The organism is uncultured Tateyamaria sp. (genome assembly GCF_947497045.1).
Classification (GTDB): domain Bacteria; phylum Pseudomonadota; class Alphaproteobacteria; order Rhodobacterales; family Rhodobacteraceae; genus Tateyamaria.
The window spans coordinates 92,313-110,719 of the sequence record NZ_CANMEU010000001.1 but is presented as its reverse complement, the minus strand read 5'-3'; the positions used below and the strand labels follow the sequence as shown (position 1 = coordinate 110,719).

General features: G+C 59.6%; 20 protein-coding genes. 12 read left to right on the top strand and 8 right to left on the bottom strand.

Annotated features, from left to right (window positions below):
* Positions 1-41 precede the first annotated feature (41 nt).
* From Q0859_RS00610 to Q0859_RS00585, 6 genes are all read left to right on the top strand, one after another.
* Positions 42-1,730, top strand: a complete 1,689-nt coding sequence (locus Q0859_RS00610; protein ID WP_299146896.1) for a sensor histidine kinase — start codon at positions 42-44, stop codon at positions 1,728-1,730.
* A gap of 12 nt (positions 1,731-1,742) precedes the next feature.
* Positions 1,743-2,159, top strand: coding sequence for an HPr kinase/phosphatase C-terminal domain-containing protein (locus tag Q0859_RS00605; RefSeq protein WP_299146895.1), 417 nt, complete (start codon positions 1,743-1,745; stop codon positions 2,157-2,159).
* Entirely contained in the window at positions 2,159-3,052 is an 894-nt protein-coding gene (rapZ, locus tag Q0859_RS00600) for an RNase adapter RapZ (RefSeq protein WP_299146894.1), read from the top strand. Before Q0859_RS00605 ends, rapZ begins: the two co-directional genes overlap by 1 nt.
* A complete protein-coding gene (locus tag Q0859_RS00595) occupies positions 3,049-3,444 on the top strand; it encodes a PTS fructose transporter subunit IIA (RefSeq protein ID WP_299146893.1) in 396 nt (131 codons plus the stop codon). The genes rapZ and Q0859_RS00595 overlap by 4 nt, the downstream gene beginning before the upstream one ends.
* A 2-nt stretch (positions 3,445-3,446) precedes the next feature.
* Positions 3,447-3,716: an HPr family phosphocarrier protein gene (locus Q0859_RS00590; protein ID WP_299146892.1), complete on the top strand. Its 270-nt coding sequence runs from the start codon at positions 3,447-3,449 to the stop codon at positions 3,714-3,716.
* Positions 3,717-3,782: 66 nt separating this feature from the next.
* Complete coding sequence (locus tag Q0859_RS00585; RefSeq protein WP_299146891.1) at positions 3,783-4,640, top strand: lysophospholipid acyltransferase family protein; 858 nt, start codon at positions 3,783-3,785, stop codon at positions 4,638-4,640.
* A gap of 10 nt (positions 4,641-4,650) precedes the next feature.
* Here Q0859_RS00585 and Q0859_RS00580 read toward each other — a convergent pair whose 3' ends face one another.
* Positions 4,651-5,526, bottom strand: a complete 876-nt coding sequence (locus Q0859_RS00580) for a 3-hydroxybutyryl-CoA dehydrogenase (RefSeq protein WP_299146890.1) — start codon at positions 5,524-5,526, stop codon at positions 4,651-4,653.
* Between the two features lie 153 nt (positions 5,527-5,679).
* Between Q0859_RS00580 and Q0859_RS00575 the strand changes: the two genes are divergently transcribed.
* Complete coding sequence (locus Q0859_RS00575; protein ID WP_299146889.1) at positions 5,680-6,501, top strand: DUF6473 family protein; 822 nt, start codon at positions 5,680-5,682, stop codon at positions 6,499-6,501.
* Between the two features lie 59 nt (positions 6,502-6,560).
* Here the strand turns inward: Q0859_RS00575 and Q0859_RS00570 are convergent, their stop codons facing one another.
* The 6 genes from Q0859_RS00570 to Q0859_RS00545 form a co-directional block, all read right to left on the bottom strand.
* Entirely contained in the window at positions 6,561-7,487 is a 927-nt protein-coding gene (locus Q0859_RS00570) for an FAD-binding protein (RefSeq protein WP_299146888.1), read from the bottom strand.
* Positions 7,487-8,245 (bottom strand): electron transfer flavoprotein subunit beta/FixA family protein, encoded by a 759-nt coding sequence (locus tag Q0859_RS00565; protein ID WP_299146887.1) that lies wholly within the window; start codon positions 8,243-8,245, stop codon positions 7,487-7,489. Before Q0859_RS00565 ends, Q0859_RS00570 begins: the two co-directional genes overlap by 1 nt.
* A gap of 239 nt (positions 8,246-8,484) precedes the next feature.
* Complete coding sequence (locus tag Q0859_RS00560) at positions 8,485-9,060, bottom strand: cob(I)yrinic acid a,c-diamide adenosyltransferase (RefSeq protein ID WP_299146886.1); 576 nt, start codon at positions 9,058-9,060, stop codon at positions 8,485-8,487.
* A 4-nt stretch (positions 9,061-9,064) separates the two neighbouring features.
* A complete protein-coding gene (locus tag Q0859_RS00555) occupies positions 9,065-9,271 on the bottom strand; it encodes a twin transmembrane helix small protein (protein ID WP_299146885.1) in 207 nt (68 codons plus the stop codon).
* Positions 9,272-9,345: 74 nt separating this feature from the next.
* Entirely contained in the window at positions 9,346-10,176 is an 831-nt protein-coding gene (locus Q0859_RS00550; protein ID WP_299146884.1) for an SDR family NAD(P)-dependent oxidoreductase, read from the bottom strand.
* A gap of 58 nt (positions 10,177-10,234) precedes the next feature.
* Positions 10,235-10,828 carry an SH3 domain-containing protein gene (locus Q0859_RS00545; RefSeq protein ID WP_299146883.1) on the bottom strand — a complete coding sequence of 198 codons (594 nt, stop codon included), beginning with the start codon at positions 10,826-10,828 and terminating at the stop codon, positions 10,235-10,237.
* Positions 10,829-11,086: 258 nt separating this feature from the next.
* Between Q0859_RS00545 and Q0859_RS00540 the strand changes: the two genes are divergently transcribed.
* Genes Q0859_RS00540 through Q0859_RS00530 form a run of 3 tightly spaced genes read left to right on the top strand, consistent with a single transcriptional unit; the run spans position 11,087 to position 15,708 of the window.
* A complete protein-coding gene (locus Q0859_RS00540; protein WP_299146882.1) occupies positions 11,087-13,360 on the top strand; it encodes a DNA topoisomerase IV subunit A in 2,274 nt (757 codons plus the stop codon).
* A 39-nt stretch (positions 13,361-13,399) separates the two neighbouring features.
* On the top strand, positions 13,400-14,581 hold the full coding sequence (locus tag Q0859_RS00535; RefSeq protein WP_299146881.1) for a DUF898 family protein: 1,182 nt from the start codon (positions 13,400-13,402) through the stop codon (positions 14,579-14,581).
* Positions 14,581-15,708, top strand: coding sequence for a M48 family metallopeptidase (locus Q0859_RS00530; RefSeq protein WP_299146880.1), 1,128 nt, complete (start codon positions 14,581-14,583; stop codon positions 15,706-15,708). The genes Q0859_RS00535 and Q0859_RS00530 overlap by 1 nt, the downstream gene beginning before the upstream one ends.
* On the opposite strand, the gene Q0859_RS00525 is transcribed toward Q0859_RS00530, so the two are convergent.
* The gene (locus tag Q0859_RS00525) at positions 15,705-17,069 is read right to left on the bottom strand and encodes a cytochrome P450 (RefSeq protein WP_299146879.1); all 1,365 of its coding nucleotides are present in this window, start codon (positions 17,067-17,069) and stop codon (positions 15,705-15,707) included. The genes Q0859_RS00530 and Q0859_RS00525 overlap by 4 nt on opposite strands.
* A 115-nt stretch (positions 17,070-17,184) precedes the next feature.
* Between Q0859_RS00525 and Q0859_RS00520 the strand changes: the two genes are divergently transcribed.
* Both Q0859_RS00520 and Q0859_RS00515 read left to right on the top strand, forming a co-directional pair.
* Positions 17,185-17,790 (top strand): hypothetical protein, encoded by a 606-nt coding sequence (locus tag Q0859_RS00520; RefSeq protein ID WP_299146878.1) that lies wholly within the window; start codon positions 17,185-17,187, stop codon positions 17,788-17,790.
* Between the two features lie 47 nt (positions 17,791-17,837).
* Positions 17,838-18,374 (top strand): hypothetical protein, encoded by a 537-nt coding sequence (locus Q0859_RS00515; protein WP_299146877.1) that lies wholly within the window; start codon positions 17,838-17,840, stop codon positions 18,372-18,374.
* The last annotated feature ends 33 nt before the right edge of the window (positions 18,375-18,407 follow it).

Below are 18,407 nucleotides of genomic sequence, written 5' to 3'. Positions count from 1 at the left end.
CGCCATTCCGGGCGCTGGCCGAGGGGACATTCGTGCGAGACATGAGCACGCCACCATCACGCGACGGCGACGTCGTGTTGGGCGAAGATTGGGTTGCACCTGAAACCGCAGCCTCGTCCGAGTTGCGTGATGATCGTGCGCGGCGGGGCCTGTTCTCGCTGCGCGGTTCACCCTTGGCGCGCAAGATCATCACCTTCAACCTGATCGCACTGAACGTGTTGGTCGCGGGCATCCTGTATCTGAACTCGACCCGTGACAGTCTCGCGGTGCAGCGTATTGCGGCACTGGTGGCGCAGGCCGAACTGGTGGCCGACGTGTTCGAGGCACAACTGCCTGCCGGTGCGCCCGTGAACCTTGCCACGGGCGATGGTGTAGATGTTGCCGCAACCCTTGATGCGCTTGATCTGGGGGATGGGCACACGGTCTATGTCTTTGACCCGACCGAGGTTTTGATTGCCGAAAGCCAAGGCACGCTGCGAACTGACCAACCCAACACCGGATCGGCAGACATGGCGATCCTGACCGACGGTCTGAGCTGGGTCTGGAACATTGTTTCGGGGCCATTTGCCCGGTCGGGCGCTGCTGAAACCCCCGAAATCGAGGATCAGTTGCGCCCACTTGTCGCACAAAGCCTTGCGGGCGAAACCAAGGTGAGTGATGCATTGGACGGGGCGGGTGGCGCGATTTTCAGCGTCGTGACCCCCATCCAGCAGGACGGCACGGCTGTGGGCGTTGTTGCCCTCACCAGCGCGTCTGGCGAAATCGACGCAATGGTGCGCAGCGAGCGTGAGCGGGTGTTGCAGATGTTCGTGATCGCCACGTTGGTGTCTATTGGTCTCAGCCTCGTGCTAGCCTCGACCATCGCCAACCCGCTTGCCGATTTGGCGGCAGCCGCTGAGCTTGGGCGTGACAAAAACGCCCGCAAGGTCAATCCGGGGCGCATTCGCATCCCTGATCTGACGGCCCGCCCGGACGAGATCGGCCGCCTTTCAGGCGCGCTGCGCGGCATGATCGCGGCCCTCTACAACCGGATTGATGGCAACGAACAATTTGCAGCCGACGTCGCACATGAAATCAAGAACCCGCTGGCCTCTCTGCGGTCTGCCGTTGGGACCCTGCGCATGATCAAACGCGAGGACCAGCGTGAGAAGCTGTTGGATGTGATTGACCACGACGTCCGCCGCCTTGACCGTCTGGTCAGCGACATTTCGAACGCATCCCGTCTCGACAGTGAGCTGGTGAAAGAGGAGGAGGAATCGTTCAACCTTCTGACGATGCTTGGAAACCTTGGCCAATATCTGGGCGAGGACGCCCGTGGCAAGGGGATCGAGTTCATCACGGATCTGCCTGCACAAGGTATCGAAGTGCAAGGGCTTGAGGCGCGATTGGCGCAGGTTTTCGTGAACCTCATCACCAACGCGATCTCCTTTTGCGAGGAAGGTGATGCGATCCGCATCTGGGCCCGAAAACGTGAAAACCGTGTGCTGGTGGTGGTCGAAGACACCGGCCCTGGTATCCCCGATCAAGCGCTGACCAAGATTTTCAAACGGTTTTATTCGCAGCGCCCTGACGAACATTTTGGCAATAACTCCGGCCTTGGTCTGGCGATTTCGAAACAAATCGTCGAGGCGCATGGCGGGGTGATCTGGGCAGAAAATATTCGCCCCACAGATGCCGATATTACCTCAGAACCTTTGGGTGCCCGCTTTGTCGTGGGTCTGCCCGTATAATTCCGGGCGCGCATGCACACACGACTGCATGCCACATCGGTCGCAATTCACGGTCAGGGTGTTCTGATCCGCGGTGCCTCAGGCAGTGGAAAGTCCAGCCTCGCCTTGCAGCTGATGGCACTTGGTGCGCAGCTGATTTCAGATGATCAGACGGAATTGCGCGTGGATCAGAGCATGCTTCACGCCCGTGCGCCTGCATCCATTCGTGGACTGATCGAAGCGCGCGGCATTGGGCTGCTGCATGCAGAGGCGGTCGAGGCGACAATCCGCCTTGTCATCGACCTCGATCAGATTGAAACGCAACGTCTGCCATATGCGCACCAGACCGAAATACTCGGCTGCACATTACCTTGTTTACACAAAGCCGAGACGGATGCTTGGCCCGCCGGGGTCCTGCAATATGTCAAAGGCGGGAGAAGAGAGCCGTGATGACACAAACCAATTCGATTGCGCGCCGCTTGGTCCTGGTCACCGGCCCGTCGGGGGCCGGGCGTTCAAGCGCGATCCGTGTGCTCGAAGATCTGGGCTATGAGGCGATCGACAATCTGCCGCTGCGCCTGATCCGTCCGTTGCTGGACAACCCGCTGACGGACAAGCCGCTGGCCCTTGGCATCGACACGCGCAACCGCGATTTCTCGATTACTGCGATCATGGATGCGATGGGCCAGATCGCCGCCGTTGATGGGCTGGTGCCAGAGTTGTTGTATCTTGATTGCGACACGGGCGTCTTATTGCAGCGATTTTCCGAAACGCGGCGACGTCATCCGCTTGCGCCCGCGGACCGTGTCGAGGCGGGCATTCAGCGCGAGCTGGATTTGCTTGGCCCTCTGCGCGCCCGCGCCGATGTGCTGATCGACACAACGGGGCTGAACGTGCATCAGTTGCGGGCCGAGGTTGAACATTGGTTTTCGCCGGGTGGTCATAGCCAACTGGCTGTTTCCGTTCAAAGTTTCAGTTATAAACGCGGGTTGCCACGGTCTGTCGATATGGTGTTCGACTGCCGTTTTCTGAAGAACCCCTATTGGGAACCTGCGTTGCGCGCCTTGAACGGGCAGGACCCGTTGGTGCGGGATCACATCTGGACCGACCCGCGCGCGCCCATATTTGCACAGCATCTGAAGGACATGGTGTTATGGCTGCTGCCCGCCTATCTGGACGAGGGCAAGTCGCATTTGTCGGTCGCATTGGGGTGTACCGGCGGGCAACACCGCTCCGTTGCCATGGCGGAAACCTTGGCGGCAACCCTTGCAGAGGCGGACTGGCAGGTGTCTATTCGCCATCGCGAACTGGATCGCCGCAAACGGGACGAGGCATCGACGTGATCGGAATTGTGATCGTAGCACATGGGGGATTGGCCGCGGAATATCTGCGTGCCATCGAACATGTCGTCGGCGCGCAACCTGGCGTGCGCGCCATCGCAATCGAAGCCGATCACAACCGCGAAGCCAAAGAGGACGAGATTTGTGCCGCCGCCAACGAGGTCGACAATGGCGGTGGGGTCGTGGTTGTTACGGACCTGTTTGGGGGATCGCCCTCGAACTTGAGTCTGCTGGCGTGCCGACCGCAAAACCGACGCATCCTATATGGTGCAAACCTACCGATGCTGATCAAACTCGCTAAAAGTCGCCACTTGGATGTGACCGATGCGGTGCGTATGGCGCTTGACGCAGGCAAGAAATATATCGACAGCCAAAATGTAAGCGCGGACACATAACCATGGCCCAATGCAGACTGGAAATCGTCAATATCAAGGGCTTGCACGCGCGCGCCTCTGCCAAGTTGGTTGAGGTGGTCGAAGCCTTTGACGCGCGTGCACTTGTCAACAAAGATGGTATGTCTGCATCAGGAGACAGCATTATGGGTCTTTTGATGTTGGCAGCGTCCATGGGAAGTTTTATTGACGTTGAAACCTCAGGGCCGGACGCGGATGCGTTGGCGGAGGCTGTGACAGCCCTTGTGGCTGACAAGTTCGGAGAAGAGAGCTGAGCCAGTTGTGTTGGGCCCGGCACGTCAAAAAAGGGTGACGATCCATTGGTCGAAAGCACGCAAAACATGGCGAAGATGGCAAAACCGGAAACGGTCAGCTTTGCCAAATATGATCGGCGCAGCCTGTCATATGCGTCCACCTTTCAGGACCCTTGGAAGGCTGCGTTCATCACGGTGATGGAAGCCTTCACCGGCAAGCTCACCATTTTGCGGCTGATCCGAAAGTTCGAGCGTCAAGGAGCCCCGCAAGGTCAGGCGTTCTGGCGTGCGGCGCTGGATGTCATGGGGATCAACCTGACAACCCCGCAATATCAATTGGATCGAATTCCCAAAGAGGGCCCTGTGATCGTCGTGGCCAACCACCCGCATGGCATGGTAGACGGTATGATTTTTGCCGATCTGATTGGTCGGGTGCGTCCGGATTATCGCATTCTGACCCGCTCGCTTCTGACGGCCATTGATGAGGTGGCGGGCAGCTTTATGATCCCCGTGCCGTTCCCCCACGAACCGGATGCACAGCGCAAAGGTGTTGAAATGCGCGCCAAGGCGATGGCCCATCTGAAGGCGGGCGGCGTGGTGGCCTTGTTCCCGTCCGGTGGCGTCGCGGCATCCGAGACATATTTCGGCCCGGCGATCGAGGCGGAGTGGAACGTGTTTACCGCCCAGTTGATCCGCCGGTCGGGTGCGACCGTTGTGCCTATGAAATTCCCCGGACAAAACAGCCGCGCCTATCAGATCGCCAACAAGCTGTCGCCCATGTTGCGCCAGGGCTTGTTGTTGCACGAGATCGTGCATTCCCTGAATAAACCGCAAGGCCCGATTGTCGGACACCCGCTACCACAAGACGATGTGGACAAATGGAAAGACGACCCGCGCGGGTTCATGGCGTGGTTGCGGGATCACACGCTTGCGCTGACGGACTGACGTCAGCGATCTAGCGCGTCGGTACCGGCACGTCCCCGCGATAGTCATAGAATCCGCGTTCAGATTTGCGACCCAGCCACCCGGCCTCGACATATTTGGTCAGTAGCGGGCAGGGGCGATATTTGGTGTCCGCCAACCCGTCATGCAACACGTTCATAATCGCAAGGCAAGTGTCCAGGCCGATGAAGTCAGCCAACTCCAGGGGGCCCATTGGATGGTTTGCCCCCAGCTTCATTGAGGAATCGATGGATTGGACCGATCCGACGCCTTCATACAGCGTGTAGACCGCCTCGTTGATCATCGGCATTAAGATGCGGTTGACGATGAAGGCCGGAAAATCCTCAGCTGTCGCGGCGGTTTTGCCAAGCTTGTCGACAACCGCACGGCAGGCGTCAAAAGTCTCTGCGTCTGTTGCAATGCCCCGGATCAATTCGACCAGTTGCATCACGGGTACCGGATTCATGAAGTGGAACCCCATGAATTTCTCGGGTCGGTCCGTCCGGCTTGCCAGACGCGTGATCGAGATCGAAGAGGTGTTCGATGTCAGGATCGTATGAGGTTGCAGGTGAGGCAACAGGTCTTCGAAAATGGCCTGTTTGACGGTCTCACGTTCGGTTGCGGCCTCGATAATAAGGTCAGTCCGGCCCAAATCGGTCAGCGTCGGCGTTGTTTTGATGCGGGCCATGGCGGCGGCCTTTTCGTCGGCACTGATTTTGTCTCGGCTCACCTGACGTTCAAGGTTGCGGTCAATGGTGGCGACAGCAGCGTCCAACGCATCGCCCGAGACATCATTCAGCAGCACGTCATAGCCTGCCAGGGACATCACATGCGCAATCCCATTGCCCATTTGGCCCGCGCCCACAATCCCGACCGTTTTGATGTCCATGATGATCCTTTCCGACAACTTCTGCACCATAGGGGCGCGGCGTGATGGGGGGCAAGTGTTACCAATGCCATAAAGTGGTCATGTTTCGTTAGGCTTTTGGAAACATGCCTGTGCGATGTTGAGCATGGGTAAATACGAAGTGAGTGGGTCGTTATGAGTTTTGAAGCATTGAGTCCGGGTGGCTTGGACTACTTGCCGTGCCGCTATGGAAATTCCAAAGTCCTGTTTCGGGGGCCGAGGCGGTCCTTGAACAAACCGTTTGTCGCGTTTTTGGGAGGGACGACCACGTATGGCAAGTTCATCCCGACGCCCTTTCCTGACATTGTCGAGGCCCAGACCGGGCTCACATGCGTGAATTTCGGCAGCCTCAATGGGGGGCTGGATGTGATCGCGAGCGACCCCGTTTTGCGCGAAATGTCGGTGCAGGCGCGTGTGACCGTGATCCAGATCACCAGCCCGCGCAACATGTCCAACAGGTTCTACCGGGTCCATCCACGCCGTAATGATCGTTTTGTCGAGGCATCCGCCTTGCTGCGCGCGATTTACCGGGACGTGGACTTTGCAGAATTCAACTTTACCAACCACATGCTGCAACGTCTGTGCCTCGTGTCGCCCGACCGGTTCCAGGCGGTGCTGGATGAATTGCGCGCGGCGTGGATTGCGCGGATGCGCCTTGTTCTTAGTCAGATCACGGGCAAAACGATCCTGCTGTGGGCCAGCGAACATACCCCCGAAGAGATTGGCACCGACATTGATGCGGACCCGGCGTTTGTCACGCGTGATATGCTTGATGCGGTGATCCCGTTGGCGACCAAATACGCCGAGGTTGTGGCCGCCCCAAGAGACGTTGAGGCGCGTACTGAAGGCATGGTATTTTCGGAACTCGAAGCTCCTGCCGCGAAGATGATGCTGGGCCCGCAGATGCACCGCGATATCGCGGATATGCTGGTCCCGTTGCTTAAATCCATAACCTGAAATGAAAAAAGGCCCGCATGCGACGTGCATACGGGCCTTTCCAATTGGGTGAGACGCGATCAGAGCTTTTCGATCAGGTCCGGCACGGCATCGAACAGGTCAGCGACCAGCCCGTAATCGGCCACCTGGAAGATAGGCGCTTCTTCGTCTTTGTTGATGGCGACGATGACTTTGCTGTCTTTCATACCGGCAAGATGCTGGATCGCGCCCGAAATACCGACCGCGACATACAAGTCCGGGGCCACAACCTTGCCCGTCTGGCCGACTTGCCAGTCGTTGGGGGCATAGCCTGAGTCAACCGCCGCGCGCGAGGCACCTACGGCAGCGCCCAGTTTGTCCGCCAGTTTTTCGATCAGCGCAAAGTCGTCTTCGGACCCGACACCGCGCCCGCCGGACACGACCACGCCAGCCGATGTCAGCTCGGGACGATCCGAGGCTGCGACCTTGTCTTCGACCCATGAGGACAAAGCAGGGTCCGCTGCCGCGCCGATGCTCTCGACCGGTGCTGACCCGCCGGTTGCGGCTGCATCAAAGGTCGATGTGCGGAAAGTGATGACCTTTTTGCCATCGCCGGACTTCACCGTCTGGATCGCGTTGCCCGCATAGATGGGCCGCTCGAAGGTGCTAGCGTCGATCACGGCCGTTGCGTCCGAAATCACCATCGCGTCAAGCAGTGCGGCCACGCGGGGCATCACGTTCTTGGCGTCAGTTGTGGCGGGAGCGACGATATGTTCGAAATCACCTGCAAGCGACACGATCAGATCGGCGACCGGCTCGGCTAGACGCTTGCCATAAAGCGCGTCTTCGGCACACAGCACCTTGGACACACCGCTGATTGTTGCGGCTTCGGCGGCGGCGGTGGCGCATGTGGCACCCGCGGCCAGCACAACCACGTCACCCAGTGAGGCACATGCGGTCACAGCCTTGGCCGTGGCGTCCATTGCCAGTTCGCCGTCATTGATTTCTGCCAGAAGAAGTACAGCCATTACACAGCCCCCGCTTCTTTGAGTTTCGCTACAAGCTCTTCGACAGAGCCGACTTTGATCCCGGCGGCCCGCGCCTCTGGCTCGGTTGTTTTCACGACCTCAAGACGAGGCGTAACATCGACGCCGTAATCCGCCGCCGTCTTTTCATCCAGCGGCTTCTTCTTGGCCTTCATAATGTTGGGCAGCGAGGCATAGCGTGGCTCGTTCAGGCGCAAGTCGACCGTCACGACCGTGGGCATGTTGACCTCGATAGTCTGCAAACCGCCATCCACTTCGCGTGTCACCTTGGCTGTGTCGCCTGCGATCTCGACTTCGGAGGCGAACGTTGCCTGGCTCCACCCCATAAGGGCAGACAGCATCTGACCGGTGGCGTTCATGTCGTTGTCGATGGCCTGTTTGCCGCACAGCACGAGGCCGGGCTGTTCTTCATCGATGACCTCTTTGAGGATCTTGGCAACGGCCAGCGGCTCGATATCGGTGTGCACATCATCGGCTGCAATCACCAGAATGGCGCGGTCTGCACCCATCGCAAGTGCTGTGCGCAGCGTTTCCTGTGCCTGTTTGACACCGACGGAGACGGCGATGATTTCCTCGGCCTGACCGGCCTCTTTGAGGCGGATAGCCTGCTCGACGGCAATTTCGTCAAACGGGTTCATCGACATTTTCACATTGGCGAGATCAACACCGGAACCGTCCGCTTTTACGCGCACTTTCACGTTGTAATCGATCACGCGTTTGACAGGCACAAGCACCTTCATGAGCGTTCCTCTCTTCAAATTTGCAACCCGTCAGGGACCGGTCAAAACATTACGACTCAACTTCGCTAATCGAGATAGTGGGTCTCGCATGGTTTACCCAACCCGTGCTTACGGAAACAGGACAAAATCGTCACGTCACATCCTAACGACGCCGCGTCGGGGATTAAAACTGCGCGAAACGTACCCGGACGCAAGGTTTTAGCAAGAAAACGTAAGATTTCCGCAGGATATTGAACCGGCTAGGTTCGGTTCGCCCCTGGAACCCAGAGAACATCCGCTTTGCCGCCGTCATTTGCGATCCGTGCTGCGACAAAAAACCAGTCACTCAGCCGGTTGAGGTATTTGACAGCGGCCGAATTGACCGCCTCCATCGTGGCAAGCTCCACCGCCAGCCGTTCGGAGCGGCGCGCAACCGTGCGGCACACATGCAAATGTGCGGACAAGGTCGATCCGCCGGGCAGGATAAAGCTGCGCAACGGTTCAAGGGCGTCGTTCATCGCATCAATTTCGGCCTCAAGCCGGGTGACCTGCGCATCTGTCATCCGCAGGGGCGGGTATTCCGACCCGGCGTCCTTTTCCATGTCGGGGCGGCACAGGTCCGCGCCCAGATCGAACAGGTCGTTCTGGATTCGGCTGAGGGCCGCATCCACATCCCCCGTCGCCTCAAGGCGGGCAATGCCGACAAAACAGTTCAATTCATCCGACGTGCCATAGGCCGTGACCCGCATCGCATGTTTGGCAACGCGCGCCCCGTTCCCAAGTGCGGTTTCACCTGCATCGCCGGTTTTCGTGTAAATCTTGTTCAGAACGACCATCTGCTTATCCTCCGGTTTGTTTCAGAGCCACGTAGGCCAGGATCAGCAAGACAGCGATAAATTGTGCCGCAATCCGGTACCGCATCAACTTGTTCGAGTTGTCCTTGGCCCAACCCGACCCTTTGGCGAACCCGCCAAGGCCCAGCATCAGCACGATGACAACGGCAAGGCAGGCCAGAAGGATCAGAATGAAAAGGGGGTCTTGGGCCATCTCGGGTGGTCCTTTTGGTTGGGCTCGACACTGGACATAGCGGGCAGCGGGTAAAAAGCGACTGCGCGATCAAGTTATATCCGCGAAAGCACCCAGTCGAGGCCGCGTGTTGGCAGAATGCGCCGTAATGTCGCCATGATATAGGTCGCCGTCGTGACGAAATACCGAGCCCGGGGACGCGGCGATTCAAGGGCGTGCCGCAGCTTTTTGACGACCGCTTCGGGTGGAAGTTCGAAAGTGTCAGGCCCGGTGTCTTCATAAAGGCGCTTGCGCAAATCGTCTCGGTACTGCTTGGTGCGCACCGAGCCTTCCCAATCAATCCAATGTTCAAAATGCGGGATCGAGTTGGCCCGGATTTTGCTGGTGACGGGGCCGGGTTCGATCAGGATCACGTGTATGGGTGTGTCGCGCATTTCGACGCGCAACGTGTCCGTGAGCCCCTCAAGCGCAAATTTGGTTGAGTTATAGGCCCCCCGCCAAGGCAGGGTGACAAAGCCCAAAACGGAGGAACACTGCACAATCCGCCCATGCCCTTGCGCGCGCATGACAGGGATGATCGCGCGGGTCAGTTCGTGCCAGCCAAAGAAATTCGCCTCGAAAATGGCGCGCAATGCGTCGGTGGGCAAATCCTCGACCGCGCCCGGAGTGCCGAACGCTCCGTTGTTGAACAGCGCATCCAGCGTGCCGCCCGTTTGTTCCAGTACTTCGGCTACACCAGCCGCAATGGTAGCTGTGTCAGCGTAGTCAATCAAAGGGCTGTCAAACCCTTCGGCCTTCAGCCGCACGCAGTCTTCGGCCATGCGACAGGATGCAAACACCCGCCAGCCTGCATCGCGCAAACCAACGGCAGCGGCATATCCGATGCCGGACGAACAGCCCGTAATAAGGATGGATTTCTGTGTCATTACCGCGCCCTCGTCAGATCAACGGGCGCAGTCATAGCCGAGAAGTGCGCGGATGCAATCAGCCTTCGCTCAGCAGGAAGTCCGCCATCCAGCCAATTTGGCCGCCATTGACGGGGCGCAGCTGCACCCAACCGTTGCCGGGGTCTTGCAGGATTTCGACTTCATCGCCCCGCACAAGGCTGTTGACCACCGAAAAATCGGTGCCCGGTCCGCCGCGCACATTCACGCGGGTGCCGGTGACGGCGCGCAATTCAATCTCCGCAGTTACAGGGGGTTCGTCCCGGTTGAAATCCACCGGTGTGATCGAGGCTGCGTTGCCGACAAGGCTTGGCAGCACGATTGTCGGAGCCTCTTCGCTGATTGCCTCTACCGGCGTCTCGGCGACGGCCTGGACCACAACGCTCTCTCCAGTTGCAGGTGCAGTACGCACCACATCATCAACCGATGTGAGGTTCAACGAGACGCGTGTCACGTTTTGCGGTGTCGCAGGGTTGGCTGCGATGCGCACAGGTTCCAACGCCTCTTTGGCCACGGGGGCGGGCAGTTCAATCCGGGCCTCGCGCGTCTCGACCGGGTCAAAATCGGCACCGCCACTGATCTCGTAAAAGGCCCAGCCCATGAACGCGAAACTGATAATAATGAACTTGCCCATCGTGCGAGTCCCCCCAAACCTAAATGTACTGATGTTACCTTGCAGCATGGTAACACATCACGTCGATAACAGAGAGGGCGATTCCCGCCAGTGGTAAAAGGGGATGTTGTTTCCCCCCAACCCCATTTTGTTGTGCCTGTGCAACGCGATGCCAGTACCAAAGGTTCCCGATGTTCCGTTTGGACCGCTTCAATGCTTGTTCCGCGTCATGTGGGCGGGTACACAGCATCTATGTCAGAACCCGGTGATCCCCCCAATATGGACCTATCCGAACCACTCCGCCGTGCGTTGGGCGAACGGTATCTGACCTATGCACTGTCCACGATCATGCACCGGGCATTGCCTGATGCGCGCGATGGGCTGAAACCGGTGCATCGGCGCATCCTGTTCGCGATGCGCGAACTGCGCCTTGCCTCGAATGGCGGCTTCCGCAAATCGGCCAAGATTTCGGGCGACGTGATGGGCAACTACCACCCTCACGGGGATGCGGCGATTTACGACGCGATGGCCCGGCTCGCCCAGGATTTCAACGTCCGCTATCCACTGGTCGACGGGCAGGGCAATTTCGGCAATATCGACGGCGATAACCCGGCCGCCTCGCGCTATACCGAGGCGCGCATGACAGCCGTGGCCGAGGCGTTGCTTGACGGGCTGAACGAGAACGCGGTCGATTTTCGCGAAAACTATGACGGGACCCTGACCGAACCCGCGGTGCTGCCCGCGCAGTTTCCCAACCTGCTTGCCAATGGATCAAGCGGGATTGCGGTGGGCATGGCCACCAACATTCCGCCACACAACATCGCCGAGTTGTGCGATGCCTGCCTTCATCTGATCAAGACCCCGGATGCGCGCGACGACACGTTGCTGAATTTCGTGCCCGGCCCCGACTTCCCGACGGGTGGCATCATTGTCGAACCGGCCGACCAGATCGCGCAGGCCTACCGCACCGGCAAGGGTGGTTTCCGCCTGCGCTGCCGCTACGAGGTCGAGGATCTGGGTCGCGGCCAATGGCAGATTGTTGTCACCGAAATCCCCTACCAGGTCCAAAAGTCCAAGCTGATCGAGAAACTGGCCGAGGTCATCCAGACCAAAAAGGTCCCGATCCTTGGAGATGTGCGCGACGAATCCGCCGATGATATTCGCCTGATCCTCGAACCGCGGTCCAAGAATGTCGATCCGGACGTGCTTATGGGCATGCTTTATCGCAATTCCGACCTTGAGGTGCGGTTTTCTCTGAACCTCAATGTGTTGATCGACGGGGTCACACCCAAGGTCTGTTCTATGAAGGAAGTGCTGCGCGCCTTCCTTGATTTCCGCCGCGAGGTGCTGATCCGCCGCAGCCAGCATCGGATGGAAAAAATCGACCACCGGCTCGAAGTGCTGGAAGGGCTGATTGTCGCGTTCCTGAACCTCGACCGGGTGATCGACATCATCCGCTATGATGAGGATCCCAAGGCCGCGCTGATGCGCGAGGACTGGGGCCGCGATCATCCGCGCGCCATGAACGAGGTAGACTATGTTGGCCCCGGCCCCGGTGAGGGCGAGTTGAGCGATGTGCAGGCCGAGGCGATCCTGAACATGCGCCTGCGCTCTTTACGGCGGCTTGAAGAGGTCGAGTTGCTGCGCGAGCAGGCCGCCCTGATGGAAGAACGTGCGGGCCTTGAGGACCTGTTGGAAAGCGAAACCGTCCAGTGGGCCGCAATCACGGATCAGCTCAAGCTGACCAAAAAGCAGTTTGGCAAGGACTGGCATGGCGGCGCGCGCCGCACCACCTTTGCCGAGGCTGGCACGGTCGAGGATGTCCCGCTTGAGGCGATGATCGACCGCGAGCCCATAACCATCGTGTGCAGCGAAATGGGCTGGATCAGGGCGATGACCGGCCACATTGATCTGACCCGCGAATTGAAATTCAAGGATGGCGACGGCCCGCGTTTCATCTTTCATGCCGAGACCACCGACCGGCTGGTCGTGGTTGGATCAAACGGGCGGTTTTACACGCTGTCCGCCTCTAACCTGCCCGGTGGGCGGGGGATGGGCGAGCCGCTGCGTTTGATGGTTGACCTGCCGAATGAGGCTCAAATCCACTCGATTATGACCCATAAACCGGGCCGCAAATTGTTGATCGGCTCGACAGCAGGCGACGGGTTCATTGTGCCCGAAGACGAGGTCATCGCGCAGACCCGCAGCGGCAAGCAAGTGTTGACGGTACGGGGCGATGTAGCGGTTGCGGTCTGCAAGCCGGCCCTTGGCGACAGCGTCGCGGTGGTGGGTGAGAACCGTAAAGTGCTGGTCTTTGACCTCGAAGAACTGCCAGAGATGGTCAAAGGCAAGGGCGTGCGGCTGCAAAAGTACAAGGACGGCGGGCTGTCGGATGCGACCGTGTTTACGCTGGCCGACGGCCTCAGCTGGCTGGATCCGGCGGGGCGCACCCGCACCGAAACCGATCTGGCCGAATGGCGGGGCAAACGGGCAGGGGCCGGGCGCATGGCACCGCGCGGCTTTCCCCGCGACAACCGGTTCACCGGGGGCTAACATCAACCGCAAACAGGACAAACAAAGGGGTGGGGCAACATGACTTCGCAAATTCAAGGCAAATATTTCGGGACGGGTAGCCCGCTGTTTCGGCTGTACCTCAAGACCGCAATTCTGACGATCTTGACCCTCGGCATCTATCGCTTCTGGGCCAAGACGCGCATTCGCAAATACATCTGGTCCGCGACCAGCGGGGACGGCGACAGCTTTGAGTATTCGGGCACCGGGCTCGAGAAATTCCTTGGGTTTCTCGTCGCGATTGTGATCCTCGCGATCTATCTGGGGCTGTTCCAGTTGCTGCTGGCCTTTATCGGGATCAGCATCATTCCCGAAAATGAGTCCGAAGCCGCGATTGCCGCGCAAGCGGTGGCGATCAACCTGTCTATCCTTGCGGTGCTGCCGCTGATCTTGTTCGCGCAGTACCGGGCGCGGCGCTATAAAATGGCCCGCTCGCGCTGGCGCGGCATCCGGTTTGGCATGGAAAAAGGCGCATGGGGCTATGCGTTTCGCGCCTTGGGGTACATCTTTCTGACCATCATTACTCTGGGCCTGTTGAATCCACTCGCGACGTTCCGTCTGGAAAAGTACATGGCTGACCGCAGTTGGTACGGCGATGCGCGTTTCGAGCAGATGGGCCGGTGGCAGGATCTCTATGCGGGCATGAAGCATGTCTTTATCGGTCTTGGGATTATCGTCGTAGGTGTGATTCTCGGCATCGCGACCGAAGGGGTCTGGATCGCGGCCGCTGCGGGCATCATTGGCTACATTTGGCTGCTGATCGGGCTGATCTACTACCGTGTCTATGCCTTCAACTATCTGACACAGAACAAGGTTCTTGATGGTGAGGTGCAGTTTGACGCCCGCCTTGAAACCGGCGCGGTCATTGGCATTTTCCTTGTGGGGACGATTGTGATTGGTGTGCTGATGGCAGTGGTCTTTGGCATCATCGGGCTGATCGTTGCCTCGATGTCGGGTGCAATCATGGCCGGTACTTTGTCGCCTGTCTTGTTCGTGGGGCTGGCCATTCCTTATGCGCTTGCGTTCCTGATCGCCGGTGGATTGTCCCTCGTGATGATCACGCAGCCGATGATCAAACATGCGGTCGAGAACATGACGGTCCTGAATGCGGACCACCTCGACACGATCCGCCAGCGCGCCGCCGATACGGGTGCCGACGCTGAAGGGTTTGCGGATGCGCTCGACGTGGGCGGCGCGATCTGATGCAGTCCGTTGGCCGGTTCTTTGACGGAGAGTCCGGCCAGCGGCTGAGCGTGGATTTGGCGGTCGATACCGCCGCTGAAACGCTCAAACTCAGCCATCTTGATCTGCCGATGGGCGCGCAATACTGGCCCCTTGGCGCGATCCGGGCGCTGTCGGATCATGCGCGCAAGGACCAGCTTGTGCTGTCCCTGAAGGCGGATGTGGCGCTTGACAGTGCGTTGATCGTGACGGCGCGCCTGACGGTGGACGACCCTGATATGGTGTCGATCCTGCGCCGCCTGTGCCCGGATATTGGGCAGGTCGACATACCCAAAGGCACGACAGGCCGGATTGCCAAACGCGCAGGCTTTGCGGTCGGGGCCTTGGTGTTGATGATCTTTGTCATCCTGCCTGCCATGGCCAACACGCTGGCCCGGTTCATCCCGGTCGAACGTGAGGTCGCCTATGGCAAGGCCGTGGTGAAGCAGATGGAACGCTTTATGGGCGGGCGTAGCGATCAAGGTCTGACCTGCACCGGCACCGAGGGGCGCGCGGCGCTTGATGTGATGATAGCCCGACTGACCGATGGGGTCGATCTGCAATACGACCTCAACGTCAATGTGTTCGACCACAAGATGGTGAACGCCTTTGCCGCACCCGGCGGCCAGATTGTGTTGATGCGCGGCCTGATCGCACGGGCCAAGACACCCGATGAGGTGGCCGGCGTCCTTGCCCACGAGATCGGCCATGTGGAGGCGCGCGATACCACGCGCAACGCCCTGCGCGCCGCAGGGTCCGCAGGGCTTTTGTCGTTGATCCTGGGGGACTTCGCGGGCGGTTCTGCGGTGGTGGTTGTGGCCGAATACACGCTCACCGCATCTTACACGCGCGAGGCTGAGGCGGAGGCGGACGTCTTTGCGCTGGAAATGCTGAACGCGGCGGGGGCGGACGCGACCGCATTTGCCACCTTCTTTGACAGTCTGTCCGAACTGGAACGGCTCACGCCCGATTTGCCCGAATACCTGTCCACCCATCCAGAGCTTGTCGACCGCGCCGCCGCTGCGCGGGCCTTTGCCCGTGACCAAGGCGTGACGACCCCTATTCTTGATGATGCGGAGTGGGCGGCACTGAAAAAGATCTGCGCCTAGGCGGGTTCAGCCGTCAGCCACACACCCCCTTGCGGGCGCAGCGTCAGGATCATCACCGGGTCCGGGTCGCGCCCCTCTACAGGTGTGAATTTGAACCGGCTTAGGATTGTGGCCAAGATGATCACCGCCTCTTGCAGCGCGAAGGACGCCCCGATGCAGATGCGCGGCCCATCCCCAAAAGGCAGATAGGCATAGCGATCCACGGATTTGCGATCCGCAAACCGGTCGGGCAGAAACGCATCCGGGTCGTCCCATAACAGTTTGGAGCGTTGCAGCGCATAGATCGGGATCATACAGGTGTCGCCGGGTCGGATTTCGTGGCCGCACAGCACATCCCGTGCCAAGGCAGTGCGCGACACGATCCCTGCGGGCGGATACAGGCGCAATGCCTCGTCAATGATCTGGCGGATGAAGGGCAGGTGGGCCACGTCGTCTCCGGTGGCTGCGCGGCCTTGCAATACGGTTTGCGCCTCGACGCGGGCGCGCTCCTGCACCTCGGGATCAAAGGCGCACAGGTACATCGACCATGCCAGCGTCAACGCGGTTGTCTCGTGCCCCGCCACAATAAAGGTCAACAGGTTGTCGCGCAGTTCTGCGGTGTTCATCTTGCGTCCCGACTTGGGATCCTCGCCCTGCAACAGCAGATCGAGCAGGTCGGGCACACCCTCGGGGCCACGCTGCATGCGCGCCTCAATCGCCTTGTCGGCAACCGATTTCATGTCGCGCATCGCCTTGCCCGACATGATCCGGCCCGGACGCGGCACCCAATCGGGCGCGCCCAACACGTCGAACAGGGAAATCTTGCCCGCCTCCGAAATGTAATCCTCAATTGCGTTATGCACCCCATCCCGGTCAAAGGTATCTCCACCCGAAAACGTCACGTCCGCAATCACATCAAAGGTGGTTGTAACCATTTCATCCAGCAGATTGACGGCCCGAGGGCCTGCGGCGGCAATCCGGTCGGCGCAGCGCGCGGCAGCAGATGTCATAATCGGGGACAGGTTCATCATGTTGCGATGGGTAAACACAGGGGCTGCCGTGCGGCGTTGCCAGCGCCAATGCACGCCCTCGGCGATGAACAGCGACTCGCCGATGGCAGGTTTGAGCAAGTTCTTGGTGACCACCGATTTTGGGTATTGATCAAGTCGGTCCAGCAGCATTTCGCGGATCGCGCCGGGGTCCATGATCATATGCCACCGTTTGCCTGTCTTGCCCGACACGATGGCTTGGGTCGTTGCGACCTCGGGGATGATCCGCAGCACGTTGGTGCGCGCCATTTGCAGACTTTTGAGCACACCCCACTCTTCATTGACGAGGGGGACACGCACCGGCAGGCGCTTGGGCAGAGCGGTATCGGGCATGAAAGCAGGCTCCTTGACTGTGACACATATATGCCGAGGATCAGTGCGGGCAATTGCACAGGTGCCGCACCTGCGATAACGCTGCGGCCAGGAATGAGTTGTGGAGTGCGCAAGAATGATGCGACTGATGTTCGGCCTTGTGCTGCTTGGATTGCTTGGGGCCTGTGGCGGTGTCGCGGATCTGGAAGAGGCCCCCGTCCCCCTTGGCGATTTCCGACTTGAGCACAATATCGTGGTGGCCAGCAAAGCCACCAAGGGCCCGCTCAGCCGGGACGCAAGCGAAGAGCAACTGGTCGAAACCGTCAAAGTGGCGATGGCGCAGCGGTTCGGGCGCTATGAGGGGGCCAGCCGCTATCATTTTGGCATCTCGGTCGAAGGCTATGTGTTGGCCCAACCGGGTGTGCCGCTGGTTCTGGCCCCGAAATCTGCGTTGATCCTCAATGTGACGGTGTGGGATGATGCGGCGGGTGCCAAGTTGAACGACGAGCCCAAGCAGATCACCGTGCTGGAAACCTTCGGGGCCGGGTCGGTGATCGGGTCGGGGTTCACGCTGAATGCGCAGGAACAGCTTGACCAACTCAGCCAGAACGCCGCCAAGGCGGTAGAACGCTACCTTGTGAAACAACAGGCCGAAGAGGGGTGGTTCGTGCCCGACCCGGTTGACGGGACTGTTATCGGCACGCTTACACGACCCCTTCCTGAACCGGCGGTGGTCAACTAAGCTGGGTTGATCCCCAGTCACATACACCCCAGAGAAGGTCCGCCCCTATGCTAGAGAATATCCGCCGTCTGAGCCTGATGCTGGTCCTTTTCGTGGTGGCTGCCTGCACGCAGCCGGTGTTGCAAGAGGGGACCCCGCAGACATTTGTCGTGCGCAATGTGACGGTTGACAGCACGTCGTTCACCGGTGTGAGCGGACGTGAGATATCTGTACCGACGGCGCAAGTGGTGGCTGATGTGCAGGGCGCGCTAGAGACAGCACTTGCGCGTCCGGGCGAGCAAACGGCGGATGTGCTTGTGCAATTGACCAGCGTCAAACTGACGTCGCCCGGCTCGGCCGCCGCCTTTGGCGGTAACAGCCGGATCACAGCTGTCCTGAGTGTACGTGATGTGAATACCGGTGAGGTGTTGATCCCACCCACCCAGATTACGGGATTCTCCGAATTCACCCGGGTGCCCGGTGTGATTGGGGCTGCAACCAGCCCGTCGGCCGGAAATGACTACCGTCAGACGGTTGATGGCTTTGCCGCCTCTGTGCGCAATCAGATCTACGGCCCCGCCTCGGGCACAGCCAGCGGCGCTTGATTTCCGGTCTGATCCGCTCTAAATGCCCGGCGA